The 26,473-nt window shown below is 50.3% G+C and carries 24 protein-coding genes and 3 pseudogenes; 11 read left to right on the top strand and 16 right to left on the bottom strand.

Annotated elements, in window-relative coordinates:
• Nucleotides 1–2: 2 nt before the first annotated feature.
• From HZS80_RS21175 to HZS80_RS21165, 3 genes are all read right to left on the bottom strand, one after another.
• Nucleotides 3–329 carry a TraR/DksA family transcriptional regulator gene (locus tag HZS80_RS21175; protein WP_179917247.1) on the bottom strand — a complete coding sequence of 109 codons (327 nt, stop codon included), beginning with the start codon at nt 327–329 and terminating at the stop codon, nt 3–5.
• A 179-nt stretch (nt 330–508) separates the two neighbouring features.
• Nucleotides 509–967, bottom strand: coding sequence for a hypothetical protein (locus tag HZS80_RS21170; protein ID WP_179917246.1), 459 nt, complete (start codon nt 965–967; stop codon nt 509–511).
• A gap of 59 nt (nt 968–1,026) precedes the next feature.
• A complete protein-coding gene (locus tag HZS80_RS21165; protein WP_179917245.1) occupies nt 1,027–1,386 on the bottom strand; it encodes a hypothetical protein in 360 nt (119 codons plus the stop codon).
• Nucleotides 1,387–2,099: 713 nt separating this feature from the next.
• Here HZS80_RS21165 and HZS80_RS21160 point away from each other — a divergent pair.
• The 3 genes from HZS80_RS21160 (at nt 2,100) to HZS80_RS21150 (ending at nt 6,785) form a co-directional block, all read left to right on the top strand.
• Complete coding sequence (locus tag HZS80_RS21160) at nt 2,100–3,122, top strand: zinc-dependent alcohol dehydrogenase family protein (protein WP_179917244.1); 1,023 nt, start codon at nt 2,100–2,102, stop codon at nt 3,120–3,122.
• Nucleotides 3,123–3,358: 236 nt separating this feature from the next.
• Nucleotides 3,359–6,091 carry an HAD-IC family P-type ATPase gene (locus HZS80_RS21155; RefSeq protein ID WP_179917243.1) on the top strand — a complete coding sequence of 911 codons (2,733 nt, stop codon included), beginning with the start codon at nt 3,359–3,361 and terminating at the stop codon, nt 6,089–6,091.
• Between the two features lie 16 nt (nt 6,092–6,107).
• On the top strand, nt 6,108–6,785 hold the full coding sequence (locus HZS80_RS21150; RefSeq protein ID WP_179917242.1) for a DUF2238 domain-containing protein: 678 nt from the start codon (nt 6,108–6,110) through the stop codon (nt 6,783–6,785).
• Between the two features lie 444 nt (nt 6,786–7,229).
• Here the strand turns inward: HZS80_RS21150 and HZS80_RS21145 are convergent, their stop codons facing one another.
• Complete coding sequence (locus HZS80_RS21145; RefSeq protein WP_179917241.1) at nt 7,230–8,957, bottom strand: PHA/PHB synthase family protein; 1,728 nt, start codon at nt 8,955–8,957, stop codon at nt 7,230–7,232.
• Between the two features lie 434 nt (nt 8,958–9,391).
• On the opposite strand from HZS80_RS21145, the gene HZS80_RS21140 reads away from it, so the two are divergent.
• From HZS80_RS21140 to HZS80_RS21125, 4 genes and pseudogenes are all read left to right on the top strand, one after another.
• Complete coding sequence (locus tag HZS80_RS21140) at nt 9,392–9,895, top strand: Hsp20/alpha crystallin family protein (RefSeq protein WP_035558697.1); 504 nt, start codon at nt 9,392–9,394, stop codon at nt 9,893–9,895.
• A 58-nt stretch (nt 9,896–9,953) separates the two neighbouring features.
• Nucleotides 9,954–10,607, top strand: coding sequence for a BON domain-containing protein (locus HZS80_RS21135; RefSeq protein ID WP_246362407.1), 654 nt, complete (start codon nt 9,954–9,956; stop codon nt 10,605–10,607).
• A 293-nt stretch (nt 10,608–10,900) separates the two neighbouring features.
• Nucleotides 10,901–11,053: pseudogene (locus HZS80_RS23690) on the top strand (winged helix-turn-helix domain-containing protein); the annotation flags it as partial.
• A 269-nt stretch (nt 11,054–11,322) separates the two neighbouring features.
• Nucleotides 11,323–12,087 carry a DUF3750 domain-containing protein gene (locus HZS80_RS21125; RefSeq protein ID WP_179917240.1) on the top strand — a complete coding sequence of 255 codons (765 nt, stop codon included), beginning with the start codon at nt 11,323–11,325 and terminating at the stop codon, nt 12,085–12,087.
• Between the two features lie 70 nt (nt 12,088–12,157).
• Here the strand turns inward: HZS80_RS21125 and mntR are convergent, their stop codons facing one another.
• Nucleotides 12,158–12,637, bottom strand: a complete 480-nt coding sequence (gene mntR / locus HZS80_RS21120; protein ID WP_035558690.1) for a manganese-binding transcriptional regulator MntR — start codon at nt 12,635–12,637, stop codon at nt 12,158–12,160.
• Between the two features lie 244 nt (nt 12,638–12,881).
• Here mntR and HZS80_RS21115 point away from each other — a divergent pair.
• Together HZS80_RS21115 and HZS80_RS21110 are read left to right on the top strand one after the other, a co-directional pair.
• Nucleotides 12,882–13,517: pseudogene (locus HZS80_RS21115) on the top strand (metal ABC transporter ATP-binding protein); the annotation flags it as partial.
• Nucleotides 13,518–13,583: 66 nt separating this feature from the next.
• A pseudogene (locus HZS80_RS21110) lies at nt 13,584–14,060 on the top strand (metal ABC transporter permease); the annotation flags it as partial.
• Between the two features lie 61 nt (nt 14,061–14,121).
• On the opposite strand, the gene HZS80_RS21105 reads toward HZS80_RS21110, so the two are convergent.
• From HZS80_RS21105 to HZS80_RS21085, 6 genes are all read right to left on the bottom strand, one after another.
• Nucleotides 14,122–14,475 (bottom strand): P-II family nitrogen regulator, encoded by a 354-nt coding sequence (locus HZS80_RS21105; protein ID WP_179917239.1) that lies wholly within the window; start codon nt 14,473–14,475, stop codon nt 14,122–14,124.
• Nucleotides 14,465–15,280, bottom strand: a complete 816-nt coding sequence (gene umpB / locus HZS80_RS21100) for a Na,Li,K/H(+) antiporter subunit UmpB (RefSeq protein WP_179917238.1) — start codon at nt 15,278–15,280, stop codon at nt 14,465–14,467. The genes HZS80_RS21105 and umpB overlap by 11 nt, the downstream gene beginning before the upstream one ends.
• A complete protein-coding gene (locus HZS80_RS21095) occupies nt 15,277–16,044 on the bottom strand; it encodes a DUF1538 domain-containing protein (protein ID WP_179917237.1) in 768 nt (255 codons plus the stop codon). Before HZS80_RS21095 ends, umpB begins: the two co-directional genes overlap by 4 nt.
• A gap of 156 nt (nt 16,045–16,200) precedes the next feature.
• Entirely contained in the window at nt 16,201–16,329 is a 129-nt protein-coding gene (locus HZS80_RS23905) for a hypothetical protein (protein WP_281372642.1), read from the bottom strand.
• Nucleotides 16,326–17,534 (bottom strand): MFS transporter, encoded by a 1,209-nt coding sequence (locus HZS80_RS21090; protein ID WP_179917236.1) that lies wholly within the window; start codon nt 17,532–17,534, stop codon nt 16,326–16,328. The genes HZS80_RS23905 and HZS80_RS21090 overlap by 4 nt, the downstream gene beginning before the upstream one ends.
• 58 nt (nt 17,535–17,592) lie before the next feature.
• A complete protein-coding gene (locus tag HZS80_RS21085; RefSeq protein ID WP_179917235.1) occupies nt 17,593–18,987 on the bottom strand; it encodes a GntP family permease in 1,395 nt (464 codons plus the stop codon).
• A gap of 206 nt (nt 18,988–19,193) precedes the next feature.
• Here HZS80_RS21085 and HZS80_RS21080 point away from each other — a divergent pair, with 206 nt between their 5' ends.
• Complete coding sequence (locus HZS80_RS21080; RefSeq protein WP_179917234.1) at nt 19,194–20,537, top strand: Na+/H+ antiporter family protein; 1,344 nt, start codon at nt 19,194–19,196, stop codon at nt 20,535–20,537.
• Nucleotides 20,538–20,610: 73 nt separating this feature from the next.
• Here the strand turns inward: HZS80_RS21080 and HZS80_RS21075 are convergent, their stop codons facing one another.
• The 4 genes from HZS80_RS21075 to HZS80_RS21060 all read right to left on the bottom strand — a co-directional run bounded on the left by HZS80_RS21075 (nt 20,611) and on the right by HZS80_RS21060 (nt 24,268).
• Complete coding sequence (locus HZS80_RS21075) at nt 20,611–21,345, bottom strand: RNA methyltransferase (protein WP_179917233.1); 735 nt, start codon at nt 21,343–21,345, stop codon at nt 20,611–20,613.
• Between the two features lie 180 nt (nt 21,346–21,525).
• Nucleotides 21,526–23,169 (bottom strand): chaperonin GroEL, encoded by a 1,644-nt coding sequence (gene groL, locus HZS80_RS21070; RefSeq protein ID WP_179917232.1) that lies wholly within the window; start codon nt 23,167–23,169, stop codon nt 21,526–21,528.
• Between the two features lie 84 nt (nt 23,170–23,253).
• Nucleotides 23,254–23,547: a co-chaperone GroES gene (locus HZS80_RS21065; RefSeq protein WP_008956441.1), complete on the bottom strand. Its 294-nt coding sequence runs from the start codon at nt 23,545–23,547 to the stop codon at nt 23,254–23,256.
• A 235-nt stretch (nt 23,548–23,782) separates the two neighbouring features.
• Nucleotides 23,783–24,268 carry an FxsA family protein gene (locus tag HZS80_RS21060; RefSeq protein WP_179917231.1) on the bottom strand — a complete coding sequence of 162 codons (486 nt, stop codon included), beginning with the start codon at nt 24,266–24,268 and terminating at the stop codon, nt 23,783–23,785.
• A 190-nt stretch (nt 24,269–24,458) separates the two neighbouring features.
• On the opposite strand from HZS80_RS21060, the gene HZS80_RS21055 reads away from it, so the two are divergent.
• On the top strand, nt 24,459–25,220 hold the full coding sequence (locus HZS80_RS21055; RefSeq protein WP_179917230.1) for an SDR family oxidoreductase: 762 nt from the start codon (nt 24,459–24,461) through the stop codon (nt 25,218–25,220).
• A gap of 110 nt (nt 25,221–25,330) precedes the next feature.
• On the opposite strand, the gene HZS80_RS21050 is transcribed toward HZS80_RS21055, so the two are convergent.
• Nucleotides 25,331–26,317, bottom strand: a complete 987-nt coding sequence (locus tag HZS80_RS21050; protein WP_179917229.1) for a hypothetical protein — start codon at nt 26,315–26,317, stop codon at nt 25,331–25,333.
• Nucleotides 26,318–26,473: the final 156 nt, after the last annotated feature.

Genomic DNA, 26,473 nt, shown 5'->3' with positions numbered 1-26,473 from the left:
TGTTACAGGTCGGCGCAGCTTTTACAGCGGGTCGTGTAGGGCAAGGCCTCGAGACGTTCTGGTTCAATGGGGTTGCCACATTCCTCGCAACGGTCTCCGACCTGGGCAGCGATACGTTCCAAAGCGCGTTCTGTCTGAACCAGTTCTACCCTGGCTTCTTCCTCCAGCCGTGCGACCACTTCGTCGTTTTGAACCTCTAGCGCCTGATCATCGAGATCCTTATTCAGAGCGCCACTGCTTCGATGCTGGTGGTCTTCGTAGTGATGGATGCGGGATTTGAGCTCTAACCGTAGGCTGTCTAGCAAGGCCTTTCTATCTTGAGTAGACATAATGTACCCGTTAATGTTGGTTAGTAAGTTGCTCTATTGAGCGGAATATGGCCTCTAATACACTTGGTACAGCTCGCGTTACGCTCAAACCTGTTTTAATCGGGCCGACGGTGGCGTTACACCATCACGGATTTCTGAGTAAGGTCAAACAGCATGAGCGCTAGAACTTGTCGCTGTGACTAAAGATCTTCCAACTTTTCCACGTCTCGTATCATGCGCATGATTTCGTGTTGTTCTAAAGCGAGGAGGCCATTCAATAATTCCTCGGTGGACGAGACTTCAGCCCGCGTCGATAAATAGCGATAGAGATCAATAATACGATCATGTACTGCTAGCAAAGAGCGCAGGACATCGTCGGTGCTCATGTTGGCAAAGTCTAAATTACCCAGTGTTTCAAGCTTGAAAGGGTACTTGTCAAAGTATTCTGCACACCAAGTTTGGAGCGCGGCTTTCTCTGCATCTTCCTCGCTCAGCGCTATAACCCGGCTAAGCTCTTGTTCATGTTGGGAAAGATAGTCAAGTAACATGCGCAGTTTTTCATGCTGGGTGTCCCTGGCGGCGCGCTTCAGTTTATCGGCCAGGTTGGCATGCAACCGCCGGGTCAGTTCCAGTATGTCTTTAATGGTTTCAACCGTCATGCCCTTGTCCTATCTCAGGTTAGTCCTTTAGAAATAGTCGCGTGATCCTCGCAGAATTTTTAGATTTCACACCAAATGCGCTCTCTTAGATCATCACTGAGCTTTGATACCTTATGCACGCGTTTTAACGTCGCTTCTGTCATATCACTAGTGATTTCGTGATAGCAGGACAGCATAGATGACGGCGTTAGCAGGCCCTCAAGACCCAGCATGCAGCTTGTCAGCTTGTTGCAGGAAACCGCCACGGTTGCAAAGAAATCGAGTTCGTGACGCGTTGCGTCATTCAGTGTCTCTAGCCAAATTTGCTGCAACTTGATCACTGTGGCAGTGGATTCCATCCAAGGTTGAGACCATAAAACGAGCAAGTTTTCTGTGACGGGTGCTTTCAAAGGCTGTTTTGTAAGATCTGACGTTACCATTTTTTTGTCCTCTCTGAAGGTAAGGCCGTATAGAAGGCTTTAATGGTGTTGTAATATTTTATGTTTTTACCAGCCAGCCGACACTGACGTTTTATTATGCCTATACAAGCAGTTAGCTAGAGCCCCGGTCATATCTTTCAAATAGTATAAATGACATAGGTGCACAAAAACTTGACCTTCGTCAGCTTTATAGCTTTGTTTTTTTATGCGTGCATGGTTGTTATAAACTGTCAGATTAAATAGTTAAGGCTTGATTAGCCTGTAAGGATAAAGTTTTAGTCATTAATGGCAATGATTCATGCTCTCTTCCCAAAACAGCTCGGTTGTTAAGGTTCTATGAAATATGTCTCACTATAGGCTGGTATTTTAAATGCAGGAGCGTTTTAAAATATTCGCCTCTAATGTCATGGCTGTATTTAATAAGCTGTTTTTCCGTGAATGATAAGGTGTTGTTTTAATTCCTTATGCTGAGTTGGCTGTTTTGAAAAAGTGGTCGTTGCCGAGACAGGTTGATTGCGCTAGATCAATATTATTATGAATAAATGATTTTATTTGCTTGATGAGCTTCCCTTCAAGGGACTTTACGCTATAACTGTCCATAGCTTTCTAGTAGTGACTGTGAGCAAAGGATTGGTTTGTACACAAAGCAGCATACGAAACCAGCTAAGAAAAGGGTAACGAAAACTTGTGTTTACGGGGTTTAGGGACGTCGCATGAAGGTCATGGTGCTTGAGCAACAAGGTGGATCGTTGCAATGTCAGGAAAGACCCATTCCTACGCCGGGAAAGGGGCGGGTACTGCTGAAAGTTGAAGCGTGCGCCGTGTGTCGCACTGACCTGCATCTGCTTGACGGAGAGCTGCCGGACATCCGTTATCCGATTGTTCCTGGGCACGAAATTATAGGTCGTGTTGTTAAGTGTGGCCCTGATGTAGTGCTAGAGAAGGGAGTACGCCTGGGCGTTCCTTGGCTAGGGTATAGTTGCGGTGAATGCCGCTACTGTTTGCACGGGAAGGAGAACCTTTGTGATCAGGCGCGTTTTACCGGGTACCAGATAGATGGTGGTTTTGCTGAATATACCTTAGCGGATCATCGCTTCTGCTTTTCTATCAGTTCCCACTATAGCGCTGCAGAAGCAGCACCACTGATGTGTGCTGGCCTGATTGGCTATCGTTCTCTGGTTATGTGTGGCGATGACCTGCAGCGTCTCGGTATTTATGGCTTTGGCGCGGCGGCACATATTGTGGCCCAGGTCGCAAAATGGCAGGGCATGGAAGTGTACGCCTTTACTCGCCCAGGGGATGAGGCGTCTCAGCGATTTGCGCAGCACCTGGGGGCGACATGGGTAGGTAGCTCTGAACAGTTGCCGGAAGCGCCACTGGATGCAGCTATCATTTTCGCACCTGTAGGAGAGCTGGTACCCCTTGCGCTTCGTGCTGTGCGCAAAGGGGGAGTCGTTGTCTGTGGCGGTATACATATGAGTGACATTCCCTCTTTCCCGTATGCGCTGCTTTGGGGAGAGCGGCAATTGCGCTCGGTAGCCAATCTGACTCGCCAGGACGGTAGGGCATTTTTATCATTGGCCTCCCAAGCGACAATTCAAACTAGCACAACCTGCTATCCGCTCCACGCCGCTAATGACGCGCTTAAGGATCTCAGGGAAGGCAAATTAACCGGCGCTGCAGTATTGGTGATGGAGACACCACCAGCATCTGAGATGTTCGATGTCGATTCGTAAGTTGGGTACTTTTTTTCCCGCACCACGATCACTTTGCTGGATGCCATACCCGTGATACCGGCCTTTAGCAGCTACTTGCCAATGGCTTGTGAGTACATCATGTTATGCGAGAAATGGCAAAAGGGTTTGGTTTTGTGGTTTATCCAGCCAGTGATGAAATGAATATTGTGACAGTCACGCTCAAGTTGTAATGGTGCTCGCTTATTCCCCTTCGTCGCTTCTGCCAGGGAGTCAGGATGGAAACGCCTACTGCCGATACCAGTTTGTTATTAGATAACTCGTCTTTGGGAGTTCATGCTAGGCATGCTGATAAGGTCCTTGCGGACTTTAAGACTTCATCATCGGGTCTGACAGCAGGCGAAGCGACTAGGCGCTTGGCTACGTACGGACACAATCAATTACCGAAAGTGGCCGGTCGACATCCCTTGTTTCGTCTTCTTGCCCAGTTTCATAACGCATTGATCTATTTTCTGTTGGCGGCAGCGCTTGCCGCTTTGCTGCTAGGGCATTTCGTTGACTCTGCGGTTATTTCGGCGGTGGTTTTGGTCAATGCCCTGGTTGGATTTATTCAGGAAGGTAAGGCCGAAAAGGCGCTGAGTGCGATCCACAATCTTATCGCTCCCCATGCCTATCTGGTAAGAGAGGGAAGGCGAGTCAAGGTGCCCGTGGAAGAGATTGTACTTGGAGATATCGTGTCACTTGAGCCAGGGGATCGGGTACCTGCTGATCTGCGGCTTATTCGTACGAGTGCTTTGCGTATCGAAGAGGCCATTCTGACGGGCGAGTCGGTGGCGGCAGAAAAGCGGGAAACACCAGCGCCCAAGGACGCTGCATTGGGTGACCGGCACTCAATGGCCTATTCCGGGACGCTGGTGGCTACCGGGCAGGCGATCGGTGTCGTTGTGGCAACGGGCGGCGCTACGGAAATCGGGCGCATCAGTGCTTTGCTGCGTGAAGTACAACCATTGACCACACCGCTGCTGCGCCAGATTAACCATTTTGGGGTGTGGTTTACCTGGATCACCCTGGCGGTGGCGGCCTTACTATTTGCCTTTGCGGTATTGGTACGTGGCTATGCTTGGCCGGACGCGCTGATAGCTGTCGTTGCCCTGGCGGTGGGGGCTATTCCTGAAGGCTTGCCAGCGGTCATCACCATTACATTGGCTATCGGCGTACAGCGCATGGCGCGTCGTCATGCAGCGATCCGGCAGCTACCGGCGGTGGAAACACTAGGCGCTACTTCAGTTATCTGTTCAGACAAGACCGGCACCTTGACGCGTAACGAGATGACGGTGCGACGGCTGGAAATCCCTCATGGTCGGTACACGGTGACAGGCTCGGGTTATGGGCCGGAAGGGCGGCTGGAAGCTGCTTCTACAGATGACACTGCTGCGCATAAACAGCGGCTAGAGAGTAGTTGTTTAGTGCTATCGGGAGTGCTGTGCAACGATGCCCAGTTGAACCAGGAAAATGGTGCCTGGCATGTGATAGGTGATCCTATGGAAGGGGCGCTGGTGGCGTTGGCGATGAAAGCTGGTTTGGAGCCGGAGCTAACCCACCATGAATGGCCGCGGCTTGATGAGATCCCCTTTGATGCTAAGCATCGCTTAATGGCCACGCTTAATCGCCATTCAGCAGGCGATGGTCGGATTTTTGTCAAGGGCGCTCCCGATGAACTACTGCAGCGATGTGTCGCCCAGATAGATGGTGAAGGGACGGCCGCGCTAGACCAAGACGCCTGGGGCGCCAAGGTTGCGAACGCAGCCGCCCAGGGAGAGCGAATACTCGGCTTTGCCGTTAAAGCAGTAGCTCCAGATGCTGATAAGCTGGCTTTTTCCGACCTGGATGGGCTCGTCTTCATTGGCCTAATAGGGTTTATCGATCCCCCGCGCGAGGAGGCGGTGGCCGCTATTAAAGAGTGTCACTCCGCGGGTATTGCGGTGAAAATGATTACCGGTGATCACGCTGAAACGGCAGCGGCGATTGCTCGGCAGCTAGGATTTGGAGAGGATCCACACGTCCTGACGGGGCGTGAACTCGATGACATTTCAGACACTGACCTGCCTGCTATCGTGACCGAAGCCAGCGTGTTTGCGCGGACCAACCCTGAACATAAACTGCGTATCGTTCGTGCCTTGCAGTCGACGGGGGCGATCGTGGCCATGACCGGTGATGGCGTTAATGATGCGCCGTCGTTGAAGCAGGCAAATGTCGGTGTTGGCATGGGCCATAAAGGGACTGATGCGGCGAAGGAGGCCTCCCAGATGGTCTTACTGGATGATAACTTCGCCTCCATCGTCGCTGCGGTGAATGAAGGGCGAGTTGTCTATGACAATATCCGCAAAGTAACCGCGTGGACTCTACCCACTAATGGCGGCGAGGTATTGGCGGTCATTGCCGCTATCCTGTTTAACTTCTCAATGCCGATGTCTGCGGTGCAGATTTTGTGGATTAATCTGGTTACGGCGGGCACCCTTGGCCTAGCACTAGCATTCGAGCCAGCAGAGCCCAATGTCATGCAGCGCCGCCCTAGGCCCGCCAACCAAGGATTGCTGACACCTTTTCTGATCTGGCGGGTAGCGCTTGTTTCGTTCCTTTTTCTAGCAGCGGTGCTGGGCGTATTTTTTTACTCACTGGGGCGTGGGGATGAGCTGCCGATGGCTCGCACCTTGGTGGTCAATTTGATCGTCGTATTGGAAATTTTCTATCTATTTAATGTGCGCTATCTACACTACACCTCATTTAGTTGGCAGGGGTTACTGGGCACTCCCGCTGTGCTGTCTGCTGTCGCTGTGGTAGTAGTTGCTCAGGCGATGTTTACCTACTGGCCTGCTATGAATGCCCTTTTCGATACGCGTCCGTTAGCGGTTTTGGATGGGGTATTAATCATCAGCGTCGGCATGGTGATGATGGCTATATTGGAAGTCGAAAAAATAGTGATGCACCGAACAGGCTGGTTAAATCAATAAACAGAGGTAGGGGAGTGTGTCTAGGATTAAGCAAGTACGTGCTCGGCTACTAACGCTTGATCCATTTCCTGTATGGCTGTTTATTGGCTTCATATTGTTTTGGCTATGGCTAGCCATATCGCCTCATTATCGATCGGATTGGCTACTTGAGAATATACTGGTCTTTGTAGCGGTGCCCGTGTTGGGTTGGATGTGGTATCAGGGAGGCGTCTCGCCTCTGGCATGGTTAAGTATTTTTCTCTTTTTAGTATTTCATGAAATTGGCGCTCACTATACCTATTCGGAAGTGCCCTATGACCAGTGGTTGAAAACCCTGTTTGGGTTTTCTTTGGATCACTGGTTTGGCTTCGAACGTAATCAGTACGACCGATGGGTGCATTTTCTTTATGGGCTGCTCCTATTTCCATTGATGAAGGATCTTACGAAAGGGCTATTTCTATATGAGACAGTTTTATGCCGTTTACTACCTATATTGATGATTTTATCCCATTCGGCATTTTATGAGATTGTAGAGTGGTTGGCGGTTGTGCTCTTCCCGGGGGAATTGGGGGAGTCATACCTAGGTGCCCAGGGAGATATGTGGGATGCGCAGAAGGATATGACATTAGCACTTTTAGGAGCTTTCATAGCAAGTACATTGAGTGTGTCAGTGCGCTATTTGGTAGCTAAAATTAACTCAGCCACCAATAAATAGGCAGTTTTAAGAGTGGGTAGAGGCTATTTTAAATACATCAATGCACCACTGAAAGGAGTGATAGCATTGTGCTTTACTACTGCTAAAAGTTACATAGGATGATAGATAAGTAATATTGGCTTTAGTGTTTTATTGTTGATTTAATCATATGAAAAGCTTGCAGTTTATTAAGTTGTTTTATAGCGTTTCTTTGAGGCGTGATGCAGTAAGTATATAATATTTTATAGGGTTTTGACATGGAGCTTGTATGATTTCGTCTTAAGACTTACTTGGTTGCTGAAGTCGCTAAAAGTTATTACCTATCGTTTGTGTTTTTTATTTATTTCTCTAATTGTATAGGGTTGATCCCACTATATATTAGTGGGCGCCGGTCAGTTTCGTTAGATAGCCAGGCTCGAAGAACACAATGTGAATAGCGTCTTCATCAAGCTAGCCATACAGGAGCTATGCTTTTCTGACATAGCTGCCTGGGGCGTTTTCGAGAGGTGGGTAGGGTTGTGAACCAACATGAGGTGCCTCGACAAGGGGGCCTGACCTTGCTGCCAACCATGATTGCCATGCACCCCACCAGGAGCCTGGCTTAACTGCTGTACGCTCCAGCCAAGTGTCTGGATCAATATAGGAGTCACCTTCAAAGGCGGTGGCTATTCGATAATGCCGATGCGATTGTTCAGGGGGACTAATAATACCCGCGTTATGACCACCGCTAGTGAGCAAAAAAGTAATCTCCGGTGCATCTGCAAGAAGGTGCAACCTATAGGTGGATCGCCATGGTGCGACATGGTCCCACTCTGTGCCAACACAGAAAATAGGTATTTGTATATCGCTAAGCGCCACCGGGCGGCCTTCTACCCGCAAGCGTCCTTCGGCTAAGTCATTATTTAAAAATAGGGTACGCAAGTATTCAGAATGCATACGGTAGGGCATGCGCGTTGCATCGGTGTTCCAGGCGAGAAGGTCGTTAATGGGTTGCCTTGTGCCTAACAAATACTCGTTCACGACCCGGGACCAGATTAAATCGTTAGAGCGCAGTACCTGGAATACCCCTGACATTTGTTTCGTATCGAGAATGCCCTGAGCCCACATTAAGTCTTCAAGGAAAGCGAGCTGCTTTTCATCAATAAAAAGCATTAGTTCACCAGCTTCTCGGAAGTCCGTTTGTGCGGCGAAGAGTGTCATTGAGGCCAAGCGGTTGGCTCCATTTCTGGCCATCGCAGAAGCGGTAATGGCCAACAGGGTGCCGCCCAGGCAGTAGCCAACCGCATGTATCTTCTGACTAGGAAATAGGGTTTCGATGACATCGAGACTCGCCAGAATGCCTTGTTGGCGGTAGTCATCCATCCCAATATCGCGATCTTCGTCCGTTGGGTTGCGCCAGGAAATTATAAAAACCGTATGGCCATGATCAACTAAGTACTTAACAAGCGAGTTATGGGGGGACAAATCTAGGATGTAATACTTCATGATCCATGCAGGCACAATGAGTATAGGCATCGCATGTACTTCTTCTGTAGTAGGGGTGTACTGGATTAGCTCGATCAGATGGTTGCGAAAGATAACCTTGCCCGGTGTAATTGCTACATTTTTTCCAACGACATACATTTCAGCACTCGCTGACCTTTTGCCGAGATAGTGGTTTTGGATATCTTCACAGTAGTGCTGCAGGCCTTGCATTAAGTTGGCTCCAGCGCTCTCAACGGTTTTTTGGAGCACAGCGGGATTAGTCAGTAAAAAATTGGAGGGGGAGAACACATCAAGCCACTGGCGGGCACCGAATTCTACTGCCTGCTCGTGATGCGGGGATAAGCCGCGTAGTCCGGTAGTGGCGTTATGCCACCACTGCTGTTGAAGAAGAAAGCCTTGATAAAGCAGATTATAGGGGAAGTAACGCCAGGCAGGGTCACGAAAACGACGATCCTGGGGCAGGGGGGCAATACAAGGTGTGGCATTGGGGTCGAAGGCCGAATGGCTAACCCAAGACAACAAGCGTAGCTGTTTCTTCATTGCTTTTTTTACTAGATGAGCCTGAGTTCCAGGAGAAAGCTGGAGGCTTGATAGCCAGTCCAAGTAAGTTAGCATGGCCGATGTAGGAGAAATGCCAAGTGTTAGCCCTGCCAGTGATGCTCGTACCAGCCTGTCCAATTGTTGGTATTGTGTCTCATCATAAATCATTGTTATTAACCCTAGAAGCTGAGCGTTAGTTTATCTAGCAATAACATTTACTTACCTTTACTGATTCACTTCACCTGAGTGCCAGGTGTCGCTGATGCCACTGTGCTTTAAGCTGCCCGCATATATAACAAAAGCAATAATGAAAAAACATTGTGATATGAAATTCTATTGATAGGTTTAATATGGGTTGAAATTAACTACTACACAATAATTTTACTACCATTTTATAGGTGAGCTGGGGTGAAGCTGGTATTAATTGCTCTGGATCAAGTTTTTGCATATTAGTGCTTTTTATTACATGTACCACCTTTTAAATAAAAGTATTTGCGCTATAAATATACCATGGCTTGTAATGTAGCCATTGAAAAAAAATGAAGGATAAAGATGCAGTTTATCCCTTTTATTAAGTAAAAGAACTACATAGGAGTAGTGTCATGGAAAAAGCAATCAGCAAGCCTGTAATGTCGGAAAAAGATACGAGTTCACTTCCAAGTAAGCGCTCTTTAAGCCCGCTGGAAGAGTTTGATCGTATGATAGAAGGTTTCTTCGAGCGCAGCTGGATGAAGCCCTTTTTCAAGGAAGACTTAATAAAAGAACGGCTAGGTTTTTTCGGTCAACATAACCCTAAAGTTGACATCATTGATCGAGACACAGAAATCGAAGTGCGCGCTGAGATGCCAGGGATTGACCGGAAAGAAATAGACCTTGAAATAACCGAACATGCCGTGATGCTAAAAGGTCAGCGTTCCGAAAAAACCGAGGAAAAACAGGATGAGTATTACCATTCAGAAATTTGGCAAGGTTCCTTTTCTCGGACGATTGCCCTGCCAGTAGAAGTGGATGCTAAACATGCTGAAGCCAAATTTAAGGATGGCATATTGACAATCACTATGCCAAAAGCCAAACAAGCTTCACGGCGTAAGCTTGAAATCAAGTAGATAGAGTGAGTATTTCTAATTGATAACAAGATTGTCTTGCAAAACTACAGGAGTACAAATGATGCCAAAGTCAGACAGTCAAATTCAGAAAGATGTGCTTGCCGAACTTGAGTATGAACCCACTGTTCGTGCTTCGAATATTGGGGTAGAGGTTAACGACGGCATTGTGACATTGGCAGGCCATGTGGATAGTTATGCAGAGAAGTGGCATGCAGAAATGGCAGCACAGCGAGTTAGCGGTGTTAAAGGCGTTGCCGTTGAAATGGACGTAAATCTGCCTGGAAATAACAATCGCACTGATGCAGATATTGCTCGTGCGGTTAAAAATACACTGGAGTGGAATGTATACATTCCACATGACCCATTAAAGATAATGGTTGAAGACGGTTGGGTGACGCTAACCGGCGAAGTCCCTTGGGAGTATCAACGGCGTTTGGCTGCTAGTTCCATACGCTACTTGACAGGGGTTACGGGTGTGAGTAACCAGATCGTTCTCAAACCTAAGCCTACCGCTGCTGCTGTTAAGGCCGATATTGAGGCCTCACTTAAACGTAGGGCTATTCAGGATGCCAATGCGATCAAAGTCGAGGTGCACGATCACGACGTCATACTAAGTGGAAAGGCACACAGCATCGCGGAAAAAGACTTAATACACCATTCTGCATGGAGTTCGCCCGGCGTATGGAAGGTAATAGATGATATAAGGGTTTGAAGGTGACAGGTAATAAAATTTCAAAACGTAGAATGGTCATCGAATCTCTAGAAGGGTTCGATGACTCTATCTTTTTGCCTGCTTTTTTTGTTGGAGTGATCCTCTCTCCGGAACTCAGTATCAAAGAACCTAACCATCAAATTTGGCTATAACGCACGCCCTTTACAAGCCTACCTGGAACGGAAAAGTATAACTACACCCGGCAACTGATGTTGGCGGAAGGCCGTATTGCGCTAACCCCTGTGGAGTTCGGTGTAATGCGCTACCTGGTTGAACATTAGGGCAAGGCAGTTTGCCGCCGTGAGCTTTTGCAGCATGTCTGGGGCACCCGTTATCAGGACGGCAGCAATGTGGTTGACGCCGTTGTTCGTATCTTGTGCCGCAAGCTTGGTAACCAGTCTGCGCGGGTCGAGACGCTCACAGGCGTGGGCTATCGTCTGCGTTGAGAGGCCATATAAGCTTTAAATTTATCCTTATTAATCAAGTTAAAGAAACGATGATTTTCTTAACCTTTTTATTTAATTAATATTTATGGTTATTTTTTAACCTATGTTACATTTTTATTACTGACTAAAAAGGTAACGTATATCATAGTAATTGAACGGCTATTACATTTAGCTTCCGTTATTAGCGTTTTCCTCAAATCGACAATATACGCTTGCGTCCAGCTAGCTATCGCGGTACTAACAGTTATCTCTTAGCTTCGGGTAACACGATGAAAACGCTGCTGCGATGGCTGCTCACTCTCGTAGCGCTTTTAGCGCTGCTGCTAGTGGGGCCTGTATGGATATTGGCAAGTAATCAAGTGGTAACAGAAGGACATTGGTCATCGTTGGATCGCTCCTCCGCTGGGATCGCCCCAGACCCAGCAGCGATCTCCGAAGCCGTGGTGCAGGTCTATTCTGCCCGCGCCTATAATTGGCGCGGGGCGTTTGGCGAACATATCTGGATTGCAACGAAAGCAGAGAATGCTGATAGCTACCGGCTGCACCAAGTGTTGAGCTGGCGTCGCCCTACGGTAGTCTCTTCTATTGATACCCCCGATCGTGCCTGGTTTGGTAACCCGCCCACGCTGCTGGCCGATTACCGCGGTGATGCGGCTGCACAATTAATACCCAAGATAGAATCAGCTGCTGCTGACTACCCTCAAGCCGACCTTTATCGCGTATGGCCCGGGCCTAACAGCAACAGTTTTATCGCTTGGGTGATTCGTGAAGTACCAGACTTTGAGGTGACGCTGCCCGTTACCGCTATCGGCAAAGATTATATTTTCAACGGTATTTTGGCACCTGCGCCAAGTGGCACGGGGTACCAGCTCTCATTAGGCGGGGTGGCCGGTATTATGCTGGCGCTAGAAGAGGGCATCGAAATTAATGTTCTCGGCTTGAGTTTTGGTATTGATGTGATGCGTCCTGCCTTGAAGCTGCCAGGTATAGGGCGCCTTGGAATGCCCGCACAAGTAGCGAGCGGTGAGCTTTAATTTTCTGCAACCTGCGCTTATCCCATCACAGGGGCCTTGAAGTTTAACCCGATAGCTTCTTGATGAGCATTTAGCTTTTCTGCTGCTGTTCGGTAAATCGCTGCATTATATCCAGTGTTTCATCGCTCACGTGGTGCTCCATGCCTTCAGCATCAATACGAGCAGTGGCATCTTTGACCCCAAGCGCGCGTAAAAAATGCAATACGATATCGTGCCGAGCGCGTGAGGTTTCTGCCATTTTCTGGCCTGCCTCGGTCAGAAACAGAGAGCGGTAGGGCTTGCTAGTCACCAGCTCAAGCTCATTTAGACGCCTGATCATTTTCGATACGGTTGCCTGACTCACCGCCATGCGGTTGGCAATGTCCGCCGCACGCGCTTCGCCACGATGCGTCAGTAAATCCCCAATCAGCTCAACGTAGTCTTCAATCAGCTCGGTTTCATGGGCATTACGCACCGTTGCATACTGCTGAGCATGCTGCTCCACGGGCGGAAGGGCATCACCATGAATGCTTGGGGCGGTTAATGAAGCGTTCGGTTTAGAATCAGTCATTGGCAAATTATATCGGAAGCAGCGGTAATAATCATTGGATCGTACTTGGGATAGTAGCCTATTTTTACGCAACATTGTTAGCCAAGGCTAAACTGTTTGCAAAGTGTTTTTCCTCTTGAGTTACAGTCTACTTATCAGTAATACAAAAGAGATGAATATAGCTTTGAGCCTACCGCTATGGTTAAACACAGCAATGGTTAGAGCGCTTAGAAGCGATACCTGAGGAGCGACGGGTACTGTTAAGTGTGGCAATGTTCAGGCATTTGGTGAGCCGATTTCGACGCAGCGTAAAGCGGGGCATATTGCTTATATGGCTCAGCGTGAAGCGATTGAATGGGATTTTCCTGTCTCGGTGTGGGAAACCGTTATGGGTGGCCGCTATGGGCATATGCGTAATGACCCCTTGTGGCGCCGTCTGCTGCCTTCACGTTGGTATGATTCCCGCCATGGTGAGGCGGTAAAGAGCGCGCTAGATGCGGTGGATATGCTGGCGTTGGCGAAACGCCCGATTGGCAAGCTATCCGGTGGGCAGAAAAAGCGTGTTTTACTTGCCCGTACGCTTGCTCAGCAGGCGGATATTTTACTGCTTGATCAGCCACTGGCGGGTGTAGACCCACCTAGTGAGCGGTTGATTTTAGACGTGCTGGCCGGTGAGCGAGAGGCCGGACGAACGGTAATCATGGTCACTCACGATATGCCGGGGGCACGGCGCTACGTCGACCATGTGGTGTTGATCGACCGCTTTATTCGTGGGATCGGCTCGCCTGATGAGATGCTCAGCGATGCCAAGTTAGCTGAGCTTGCGGTGAGTTCTACCGAGCAGTCGGAGAATGATGTGCAGGTCGATAAAGCATCTCCCTTAACGGCAGCGCAGGGGTAACTAACGTGGCAGAACTAATGGCAACACTTGGCCTGTTTGGCGATGCGATCTCCCATGCGGTGCTGCCTGTTTGGCAATGTGCTGGGTGTTCAGCAATCGGCACTATTGCTGACCTTGGTGGCCAGCGTGATTGCCCTGCTGGTGGTGTGGCTCGCTTATTGGCAGTTGCTGCTCTACGCGTTTGACCCCCAGCAGGCTTAGGCGCTGGGTTTTAATACCAGTGTGATTCACTACGGTTTGATCTTGCTGCTGACGCTTACCATCGTGGCGAATTTAGAAACGGTGGGCATTATTTTAGTGGTCGCAATGCTGATTACTCGAGGCGCCACGGTGCACTTGCTCACGGACCGCTTTAAAACAATGATGTTGATTTCAGTGGGCGTGGGCATGGGCGTTAGCTCAGCGGTCATTGGTCTGTGGCTTTCTGTGGTGTTGGATGTTGCTTCTGGCGGCACCATTGTATTGGTCGCTATCAGTTGGTTTTTTATGGCGCTGCTATTTTCGCCCAAGCAGGGTGTATTGATGCGCCAACGGCGTCGCTGACGCATGGGCCAGCCTTAGGGAATAGTGCCAATTACTCACAAAAAGTAGGGCGTTGCGAAACTTATGGCAGCGCCTGATCGGCCGATTCGGAAAGTGATTTCATCTGGTTTTTTACCCCTACGGCATCCTCTACATCAAGCTGAAAAGCGATACCCGTGCCAGGTGTCTCATCAAATTCGCCCACTTGGGCAATCGCCTCAAGAATATGGCGGCTGCGGTGTTCCTCCGCCAGAAACAGCAGCATATCCCGTTGAGCGGTAATCTCCATGCCAAAAATTCCGTGGGCTTTATTTAACCCTTCGCCTCGAGCGTTATTGATCACAGTGGCGCCCGTAGCACCTGCATGGCGTGCGGCTTCAATAATGGCATCGGTTAGTTCGTCTTCCACCATGGCGACAATAAGTTTAAAACGCATCGTGATCTCCTTTTCTTACTAGTTTGCTTTTTAATGGCGATGAGGCATTGGCTGTGCTTCGTCGTGTGGCCCGCCATTGAGCAATTTGGGCATAACCCATTACGGTAATAATAGGAAATAAACAGGCAAGAGCGATCATGCCAAAGCCGTCCATTACCGGGCTGCGTCCAGGGATTTCTGTTGCAAGTCCTAATCCTAACGCGGCAATAATCGGCACCGTTATGGTAGAAGTAGTGACGCCACCTGAGTCAAATGCCAAAGGGATGATAGAGCGGGGGGAGCGCAGGGTTTGGCCAATTACCAATAAGTAGGCGGCGAATACGAACCACTGTAAAGGCCAGCCCATTACAATACGCCACGCACCTAACGTAATACCAAAAGCCATGCCGAGCGCAACCGCAATGCGCAGCATCAATGGATCAATCGTGCCGCCGGAAATCTCGCCCGCCTTGATTGAAACCGCAATTAGTGACGGTTCTGCAATCGTCGTGCTGGCGCCAATCGTAAAAGCAAAGATATAGACCCAGTAATAGTCACTCCAGTGGCGTTGGGCACCCTCGGCTAAACTAGGCAAAAACTCATAGTGGGTGAGTTGGGTTGCCATTAACTCACCCATGGGAAACAGGGCTTGTTCCAAACCGACTAAAAAAAACGACAATCCTACCCAAACCATAATAAAACCCACCAAGATTTGCGGCAGATGTTTGACAGGCTTACGAATGACTAAGTATTGGAAGCCAAAAACAATCGTCGCGATGGGCAGGATATCTAGCAGCGTTCCCCAGAACGTAGTGATAAGGGTCATGGTGCAACTCCTGGAATCAGGTGGATGCCAATAATGCCAAATAGCAGCACAAAGATAATCGGCATTACTGATGCCAATGCAATTAGCCCAAAGCCATCAAGCATAGGACTGCGACCTTTTATCGAGGAAGCTAGACCAACGCCCAGTGCCGTGACTAGCGGCACGGTAATCGTCGATGTCGTAACGCCGCCTGAGTCGTAAGCGATACCGATCATTTCGGCGGGAGCAAGAAGCGTCAGTAACAGCACTAATACGTAGCCGGCAATGATCATTAAGTGCAGTGGCCAACCTTTAAAGATACGTATGACGCCCACGACGACTGCCGTCCCAACAGAGAGTGCCACCACCAGCCGCAGAGCAAATGCAAAGTTGCTTTGTGCCGTGCTGGTATCGCTTATCAAACCGCCTTGGGCCACCACTTCAGCAGCGCGGGCAGCAATGGCAATCAATGCGGGCTCCGCCACGGTTGAGCCAACGCCTAATGCAAAAGCAAACAGCAGCAGCCATGTAATCGAGCCTTTTTTTACAAATGCGCGTGCTAGGTTCTCGCCTAGGGGGAAAAGACCCAGCTCAAGGCCTTTAATGAAGAGTGTCAGGCCAATGACAACAAATAACAGGCCGAGAGCCAGATCGAGTACCTCTATGGCTTCGGGGAGGGGCTGACGGATAACCACTAACTGAAAAAACGCCATCACCACTACCACCGGCGCGAGATCACGCAGGCTGTCTTTAAATTGGTGGGCAAGGGATGCCACAAAATCCATTAAATCTTCCGCGTATCAGGGAGGGGCGAATATTAACTACCCACTATTGGGCGTTATCTAATTAGGCGCTGGGTGTTGATAAAAGAGTGTAGGGGAAAATAAGTACTCAAAACTTGATCCTGCGCATAAAGATACCGTTGAGTTTTCAATCCACACTCAACAGAGTTGACTGCCAAACAGCAGCAGCGATGGGTCGAGGTTTTGCCAGCCCCACCAAGCGAAGACCAAACCGCCAAGCAGGGCGGCGGCGACTATCACGGCGCTAAGCATTTTGGTGGCATTCATGGCATCACCTTGGTTAATGTGCTGCGCTCAAGGGGCTTCTCATTGATATACCAGTGTAGTGCAGCCGCCACGAGGGAGAGCACAATGGCAATTTTCCATACGGTGTTGTAGTTGCCGGTAAGATCATAAAAATAGCCGCCAAGCCAAACGCCCATAAATGAACCAAGCTGGTGAAACAGAAATACGATTCCGCCCAGCATGGAGAGGTGGCGTACACCAAACACTGAAGCCACGATGCCATTGGTTAACGGAACGGTAGAGAGCCATAGTAACCCCATGGCGATACCAAATGCGTACGCACTCACAGGGCTTAGCGGCAAATATACGAACGCCGTAATCACCACGCCGCGAATCAAGTAGAGCCAGGTTAGCAGCTTGGGTTTTGACCAAATGCCACCCATCCAGCCAGCGGTATAGGTGCCGACAATATTAAATAAACCCACTAACGCCAGCACCGTTGTTCCTACCTGAACGGCAATACCGTTATCAAATAAGTAGCCGGGTAGGTGGACGGCAATAAACACCACCTGAAAACCACACACAAAAAAACCTAGGCAGAGTAGCCAAAAGCCTTTTTGGCCTGCTGCTTCGTTGAGCGCATCTTTAAGACTTAGATCGGCGGCTGTTTTGGCCGAGGGCTTGTCACGTAACATCGCTCCCAATGGAATGATGATGGTGGCAATGGCCGCCATTGCCATTAACGCAGCGGCCCAACCAAGCCACTCAAGAAGCCCCAGTGTGCCGGGCAGCATGGCGAATTGCCCAAACGAGCCAGCGGCGCTCACAATACCCATGGCCATACTGCACTTTTCGGGGGCCACCGCGCGGCCTACAGCGCCCAAAATGACAGAGAACGTAGTGCCTGATAAGCCTAGGCCTATCAGAAGACCTGCGCTGAGCGTCATGCCTAGCACTGAAGTGGAAAGGCTCATAAACAGCAGCCCCAAGGCATATAATAAGCCACCAGCAACGATAATCTTAGCCGCGCCGAAACGGTCAGCCAGCGCGCCGGTAAAGGGTTGTGATAAACCCCAAACCAGGTTTTGTAATGCGAGCGCAAAGGCAAACACGCCGCGTCCCCACCCCAGCTCGCTGCTGAGAGGTTCCATAAAAAGCCCAAAGCCATGGCGTAAACCCATGGCGGTGGAGATAACTAAGCTTCCTAAGATAATCAACAGCAGCGCGTGATTGCGAACGAGAGCCATGGTGTTCTCTTTATTTGCAGGCTTACAGTTAGCTCACTATCGCATGCGTTGTGCGCTTTTAGAAGCTGCCAAATAGGGTGCCGAGCGTAATGACACTAATCAGCGCCGTAATCGGTAGCACGATAGTCACCATCGCCACATTGGCGTAAGACTGGCGGTGCGTTAGGCCACAAATGGCCAATAGGGTAATGACGGCGCCTGAGTGGGGAAGGGTGTCCATACCACCCGCTGCCAGGGTTGCAACGCGGTGCATCAACTCTGGATTAATCCCCGCTTCTTGGGCCATGGCTAGGTATTCGCTGCCCAGGGTCTCTAGGGCAATAGAGAGCCCGCCAGAAGAGGAGCCGGTGATCCCGGCTAATACGCTCATCGCCATGGCTTCTGAAATTAAAGGATTGCCTGGAAACGCTGTCAGCACGGAATCGCGAATAATCGCAAAGCCCGCCATGCTGGCAATAACGGCGCCGTAACCCACCTCTGAAGCAGTGTTGAAAACCGGTAATAGCGAACCTAAACACCCTTTATTGATACTCGCTTTAAGATCTAGCCAATGCTTCCAGCGGGTAATGATTAGCCATGTAGAGGCCGTTAGCAGTGCGATGAGTATGGCCCATAACCCGGTTTGCCCAGAGGGCGAAACGTTTTCAAACTCTTCGCTAATAAAGCTTAAATCAATGGCTGGAAATACGCCGTAGGTAAACAGTGCGTTCAGGCCAATGACCATCACTATCGGTATCAGGGCCACCGGCAGTGGCATAGCAGTGGTGGGTTCATCTTCATCGCTGGCGTCCACTTCACGCTCAGTATGCTGACCATAGTCTTCGCCGTTGTGAGCCGCTTTTTTAACTCGCGATTGTAGGTAGCAAGTGCCCAGCCCAAGCATGATCAGCCCGGCAATTATGCCTAAGCCAGGTGCTGCAAAGCTGTTGGTTTCGAAATAGGGGATGGGGATTGCATTTTGAATTGCTGGCGTACCGGGCAGTGCGGTCATGGTGAAGGTGAATGAGCCAAGAGCAATGGAGGCTGGAATTAAGCGCTTTGGCACATTGGCGCTACGAAATAGCTCACGGCTGATCGGGTAAATGGCAAACGCCACCACAAACAGCGATACGCCCCCATAGGTCAATATTGCGCAGGCCATGACCACGGTAAGCACGACGTGGTGAGTGCCGAGCTTTTTGACGATACCGTTGGCAATTGACTGCGCCGCGCCTGAGTCGGCCATTAGCTGACCAAACAGAGCGCCTAATAAAAACAGCGGGAAGAATTGGATAACATAGTTACCCAGCGCCCCCATGAACGTATCGGTGTAGATCGGCAACAAAAATGCGGCATCCCCCGAGAGCAGCACCGCCAAACCCGCCATCAATGGTGCCAGCAATAGCACTGAAATTCCCCGGTAAGCGAGGAACATCAATAACAGTAGCGAAATGACAATGGCAAGTATGCTCATGCGAGCTCCTAAGCGAAGGTTAAAGTAGCGAATGCTGAATTTTATAAAAGAGAGGATGGTAGGCAGCATGGTGCGATGCAGCAAGAGAGCCTCGACTAAAGTCGCAATCAAAGAGGGGTAAACCTTAGTCTTAGGTTTGCCGTTTTAATCTGCTAAAATCCGCTCCCTTCGCCGTTAATGACCTCTTAATAGCTCTAGGGATTTCCATGAATGCAGTAATTCTTGCGGTGCTGGTGATGGTGGCGCTATCGCTGGCCCGTGTCTCGGTGGTATTCGCGCTTGTGGTGGGTGCGTTAGTCGGTGGTTTAGTAGGCGGTTTATCGCTTGAGCAAACGCTGGATGCTTTTAATGAAGGCGTGGGCGGTGGCGCCCAGGTGGCACTGGCTTACGCTACGTTAGGCGCTTTTGCAGTGGCTATTTCCCGCTCTGGCTTGCCGGATATGCTGGCTAACCGTTTGATAACGTTACTAGGCAAGGAAACGACCGCGGCACATCAGGTGCGGGTCAAAATGTTGCTGCTAACGGCGGTTTTGCTGGTGGCAATCTCTTCACAAAACGCTATCCCGGTACATATCGCCTTTATACCTGTGTTGATCCCGCCGCTGTTAACCGTGATGAATCGTTTGAGGCTGGACCGGCGGGCAGTGGCGTGTGCGCTAACGTTTGGTCTAACCGCGCCTTATATGCTGTTGCCAGTAGGCTTTGGGGCGATATTTCTAAACGATATTTTACTGGCTAACTTAAACAGCGCGGGTGAGCCGTTGGGGTTAGAAATCACCCGCGGAATGGTGCCCATGGCCATGGCAATACCGGTCGGGGGCATGGCTTTAGGCCTCATCGTTGCACTGCTATGGAGTTACCGGCGCCCCCGTGACTATCAGGCACAGGATATTGCCGCGAATGTTTCTGAAGCGCATGCGCCTGCTAAACCGCATATGCTGGGTCTGGTTATGTCTGGGGTAGCGATCGTCGCAGCCCTCGGCCTGCAGCTGTATAGCGGTTCGATGATACTAGGTGGTTTGGTAGGGATTGGCCTGCTTTCAATGGGCGGTATCTTTAAGTGGCGTGAAGCGGACGATCTGTTTACCAGCGGTATGCGCATGATGGCGCTGATCGGTTTTATCATGATTTCGGCGGCGGGTTTTGCTGAAGTGATGAGAACCACTGGAGAGATTGATGCCTTGGTATCAGGCGCGTTTGCCTTGCTCGGCGATAACCGTGGCCTAGCTGCGCTGGTGATGCTACTGGTTGGGCTATTTATTACCCTGGGTATTGGCTCATCGTTCTCTACCATTCCGATTATCGCAGCGATTTTCGTGCCGTTGGCAGTTCAGTTTGGTTTCTCGCCAATGGCGACCGTTGTACTGGTTGGCACCGCGGCGGCGCTGGGCGATGCTGGCTCGCCAGCGTCGGATTCAACCTTAGGGCCTACGTCTGGACTGAACGTTGATCGTCAACACGATCATATTTGGGACAGCGTGGTGCCGACATTTCTACACTACAACATTCCGTTAGTGGGCTTTGGTTGGCTAGCGGCGATGATGCTCTAAATATCTTGCGGCAAAACGACTCTATTAGAATCCACAAGGGACAACGCTGGTTGTCCCTTTTTTATTTAACCCGTTAGTGTTTGGGTAGGTGAGATTCAAACGCGCTTAATAGCCCCCGCAGCAGCGAAAGTTCTTTGCGGCTGGGCTGGGCGCGGGCGAAGAGGGCTTGAAGCTGCTCTTCAGTGCGCGCGTGGGGCTGGGTTAAAAAGCCGCTCTCCTGCATTAAGCGACCCAGATGGGCTTGAAAGTGTAGGAACTGTTCACGGGTGGGCGGCGTTGCCTCCAGTGGGCGCTGATAAGCAAAGCCGCTATCTCCACCTTTACGCCAGGCTCGGTGCACTTCATAAGCAAGAATCTGCACCGCCTGAGATAAATTCAGAATGCCGTAATCAGGGTTGGCGGGAATGCTCACTTGATGCGTACAGCAGCGGATTTCATCGTTAGTCAGTCCGGAACGCTCTCGTCCCAATACCAGTGCCACTGGCGCCGTTTGTGCGCTCTGAATAACGTCTGCCGCCATCTCATCGGGTTCGTCAAAGTGGGGCAAGGGCAGGCTGCGCAAGCGTGCGCTGGCACCCACCACCTGAACGCAGTCGTTAACCGCCTCCTCCAGTGTTGTGACTACCCGTGCATTGTCCAGAACATCAGTGGCCCCTGCGGAAAGGCGAGAGGCTTCTTCATCGGGAAACATGCGTGGATTCACCAGCACCAGTTCGGTTAAGCCCATGGTTTTCATGGCTCGCGCCGCAGCGCCGATATTGCCTGGGTGAAAGGTCTGAACGAGTACAATACGAATATGCTGCAACATGCGCTGATTTCGCCCTATAGCCTTATAAAAATCGCGCTGATAGTACCACGTTAGCTCTGCGCAATGGGGCGCAGGCAATGAGCCGAACGACTCACAAGAACGCAACAACCCCGCACGGGGCGGGGTTGTTGGTGACTGCTTTAAAAGCTAGCAGTCTTGAGCAGAGGGCTCAGGGGTGCATTACATCATGCCGCCCATGCCACCCATACCGCCCATGCCACCCATGTCTGGGCCAGCGTCTTTCTCTTCAGGATCTTCAGCGATCATGCATTCGGTGGTGATCATAAGACCAGCAACAGAACCAGCGGACTGCAGTGCAGTACGGGTTACTTTAGCCGGATCCAGAACGCCCATTTCGAACAGGTCGCCAAATTCACCCGTTTGTGCGTTGTAACCGAAGTTGCCGGTTTCATCTTTCACACGGTTGATAACAACGGCAGGCTCTTCACCAGCGTTAGAAACGATCTGACGCAGCGGAGACTGCATAGCACGAAGCGCCATATTGATACCGTGATTCTGGTCTTCGTTTTCACCGGTCAGGCCTTGTACTTTCGCCATAACGCGAACCAGTGCAGTACCGCCACCAGGCACCACGCCTTCTTCAACGGCTGCACGAGTAGAGTGCAGGGCGTCTTCAACGCGGGCTTTCTTCTCTTTCATTTCCACTTCGGTGGCAGCACCGACGCGGATAACGGCAACACCGCCTGCCAGTTTGGCAACGCGCTCTTGCAGCTTCTCTTTGTCGTAATCAGAAGAGGTGTCTTCGATTTGCGCGCGGATCTGATTAACGCGTGCTTCGATATCGCCTTCTGCACCAGCGCCATCGATGATGGTGGTGTTCTCTTTAGACATAGTCATGCGCTTAGCGGTACCCAGGTGATCCAGGTTCGCTTGCTCAAGCGTCAGGCCGACTTCTTCAGAGATAACCGTGCCGTTGGTCAGGATAGCGATGTCCTGCAGCATGGATTTACGACGGTCACCGAAACCAGGCGCTTTAGCAGCGGCTACTTTAACGATACCGCGCATGTTGTTAACCACCAGCGTAGCCAGTGCTTCGCCTTCGATATCTTCAGCGATGATGGCTAGCGGCTTACCTTGTTTAGCAACCGCTTCGAGAACCGGCAGCAGCTCACGAATGTTGGAGATCTTTTTATCCACTAACAGGATGTAAGGATCTTCCAGTTCAACCGTCATGGTGTCCTGGTTGGTAACGAAGTAAGGAGACAGGTAGCCGCGATCAAACTGCATACCTTCAACGACTTCCAGCTCATCTTCAAAGCCACGGCCTTCATCAACAGTGATGACGCCTTCTTTGCCGACTTTTTCCATCGCTTCGGCGATAATTTCACCAATGCGCTTGTCACCGTTAGCAGAGATGGTGCCTACCTGAGCAATCGACTTGGTGTCGGTGCAAGGTACCGACATTGCTTTGATTTCTTTAACGGCAGCATTAACGGCTTGGTCGATGCCGCGCTTAAGATCCATCGGGTTCATGCCGGCAGTAACGCCTTTCAAACCCTCAGCGATAATGGCCTGGGCCAGAACGGTAGCGGTGGTAGTACCGTCACCAGCGGCGTCAGAAGTCTGTGAAGCGACTTCTTTAACCATCTGCGCGCCCATGTTTTCGAACTTGTCTTTCAGTTCGATCTCTTTGGCGACAGAAACACCGTCTTTAGTAACGGTCGGGGAACCGAAAGATTTTTCCAGTACCACGTTACGGCCTTTAGGACCGAGGGTTACTTTTACCGCGTTGGCAAGAACGTCAACACCGCGCGCCATACGCTTACGGGCATCATCTGAAAACTTAACTTGTTTAGCTGACATATCTGCTACTTCCTAAATTGAATGCAAAAACGTGAAAGTAAATAATCGAGGCGCTCATCAATCAAATGTGAGCCGCAACGACTGTTAGCCTTCAACAACCGCAAGAATATCGGCTTCGCTCATGATCAAGACTTCTTCGCCGTCGACTTTTTGTTTCTCAACGCCGTAGCCATCTTTAAAGATCACGTTATCGCCAACTTTAACGTCGAGAGGGCGGACATCGCCATTTTCCAGAATGCGGCCATTACCGACAGCAAGAATTTCGCCACGCGTCGGCTTTTCTGCTGCATTGCCCGGAAGCACGATGCCGCCAGCGGTTTTCTGCTCTTCTTCAACGCGACGGACGATGACACGATCGTGCAAAGGACGGATATTCATTCACGTTCTCCTGAGTAGGGTTGAAGCCCTGATGAGGGCGGTTAGTCTAAAAGTGTTCTCGAGGGAGTGACCCGCGAGAAGCGAAGACCTCACGGTCTTCCTTGTTAATGGCAGCTACCGTCTAGATCGCTGCCGAATTTGTGTACTGGGTGAAAAATGGGGGCTGCGGTTGGTCTTTCAAGGGGGCGAGTAAGAAAAAAATTGCTTTTTTAGCAACTTTCTTCCAGTCCGAGCCTTAGTCGCGGCGTGGGGGCTCGTCTCTGCTAATAAAATCACCCTCAATCGGACCTTCCTGTTGGGAGGTGTTTGGGGTGTGGTAGTCCCTTGGTCGGGCCGAGGAAGCGTTGGGGTCTTGCTGCTGGCTGGCGATTTTTTTCAGACCTAGCCAAGTAAGTGCTTTAAACATCAATTGGCGTGCGCTAGGTATCAGGCATGCAAGGCCCAGCGCATCAGATAAAAAGCCTGGCGCCATTAATAAGGCACCACCAAAAATAAGCGCGGCGCCAGTCAATAGTTCACTAGAAGGGATTTCGCCGGCCTGCATACGCTGACGCGCGCGTGCAAAGGTTGATACGCCTTCTTTACGAATAAGATGTAACCCGGCAAAGCCTGTGCCAAGTACTAGGAGCAGGGTGGTGAGTAGCCCTATTTGGCTACCCATCGAAAAAAGCACCACAAAATCGAGTAGGGTGAACAGTGATATAAAAATAAGAATAGGCATGACTCACTCCAGAAAACGCTAGAAATAGCGACTCGATAACCGTCTTAATTGCGTAATATGGTGACATAAATGTAAATAGCAAGCAGCTAACATTGCGCCTTCCAGCGGCGATGTAGCTCGATTAATGCCCATAATTCCTCTATGCTGCAATGCACAATGAACTGGTTGTATTTCTCGTAAGGAGTCAATAATGGTACTTGCCGATAAAGTAATCGCCGTCACCGGTGGGGCGCGTGGATTGGGTTATGCCATGGCACTGCGCCTGGGTAAGCAAGGCGCACGCATGGCGCTGTTGGATATGAGCGCTGAAGCGCTTGATCAAGCGGTATCAGCACTTGCTACAGAAGGTGTCGATGCTCAAGCCTTTGTGGTGAATGTTGCAGACGAGGCTTCTGTGACCCAAGCGTTTGCCGATGTTGCTCAGCGTATGGGGCCGATCAGCGGTTGCGTTAATAACGCGGGCATTACTCAGGATGCACTACTGGTAAAGGCCAAAGAGGGACAAGTGGAAAAACGCATGTCGTTGGAGGCATGGCAAAACGTCATAAACGTCAATTTAACCGGCGTTTTTCTGTGTGGGCGCGAGGCTGCCACGCAGATGATCGAAATGGGGCATGAGGGTGTGATTGTCAATATCTCCAGCATTTCCCGGGCAGGTAATATGGGGCAAAGCAACTATGCCGCTGCAAAAGCTGGCGTACATGCGCTAACGGTCACCTGGAGCAAAGAGTTAGCGCGCTATGGTATTCGGACAGGCACCGTGGCCCCGGGGTTTGTGGCTACCGAAATGACCGCCTCAATGCGGCCCGATATATTGGAACGTATCTCATCAAGCGTGCCGCTAAAACGCCTGGGTGATCCGGATAATATTGCTCAAAGCGTTGCGTTTATTCTTGAAAACGACTATTTCACCGGGCGTATGATTGAGTGCGATGGTGGGTTGCGGCTGTAGCATTTACTTGCTGTAACCAGAATGGGCGGCCTAGCATGGCCGCCCATTGTGCACGGTTAAAAGAGTCCCCTTAAAAGGCCGTGCTTAAAATCTGTTCTTAAAAACCGAGCTTAAAAATAGTCGCGACTAATCTTTCGCTGAAAATACATCTCCAACCGCAGTGTCATGGCCCAGCGTGGGTCATAGCTAACATCGCGTTGAAAATGCAGTTCCGGAATCACATCGGCAAATAAAATGCCTTTATGGATGTCGCGGCGATAGCGTGTTTGCAGGTAGTAGTTAGTCATACGAGGATTTGAAGCGCTTTCACCGATAGCAATTGCCGAGTAGCGCAATGCGCTGCGGCGGTTAATGCGGTGATTGATTTCGGCAATTTCACTGTATTCCAGCTTATCTTCCTCTTCGCGCCACTGAACCGTAGAAATAAACCGCAAATGGCGGCGTTCGCTCAATTGGCGGCCGATATCCCAGCGCGTTCGTGCCGAATAGCCTTCATTGTTAAACCAGGAAACCCGGTTGTTCGACTCAAGCTGCCAAGGCCCTTCACCAAGCTGCCACAGCCGTTCGCTGGTAAAGCGAACATAAGGATCCAGAGGGAGGCGCAGACGAATACCAGCGCCAACGCGGTTGCTCCAATTTTCGCGCTTATCACGACTTTCTAGCCAATCCAGGCCTAACGTAGAGCTACGGCGGTCGCGCTGGTCATTGGTAAGACGCCCTGATCCTTGCTCTTCAAGTGTACCTTGCGACTCTTCAGGATCACTCTCGATCACCAGGCGTAAGCGTTCTTCCGAGGTAGGTAGGTCTATACGGTAACGAAGTGAAGTATCGCCGCGCGTACCATCCCCCTCCATCCAATCGATTTCTTGGCCAAAACGAAGATAAGACTCGTTCTTGGTCTGCATATGGTCGTCGGTGCCAAAGAAACCATCAATTCGGCGCGACGTGTTATCTACCCAATTACCTACGCTTTCACGAAACGGTTCAACGCGCTCTTCCGCCCAGGCAGGTAGGTCACTGTCAGCTTCTTCGGCATAAGCGCTAGCCGCAACCGTGGTCATTATGCCGAGCCAGCAGAAGGTTAGGATTTTATGCATCGAATGGTCTCAATCAAAGGTGCTCGCTGTTCAATATCTGAATCGCCCCGGATATTCTAGACACCCGTTAGGCTCTTAAAGTAACGCCTTTCATACTCAACCGGTGACAAGTTATCACTTGTACCGTGTCGGCGCTTTGGGTTGTAAAACATTTCG

This window comes from Vreelandella glaciei (assembly GCF_013415125.1).
GTDB lineage: Bacteria > Pseudomonadota > Gammaproteobacteria > Pseudomonadales > Halomonadaceae > Vreelandella > Vreelandella glaciei.
The sequence above is the reverse complement of the archived record's forward strand: the minus strand, read 5'-3'. Positions and strand labels throughout refer to the sequence as shown.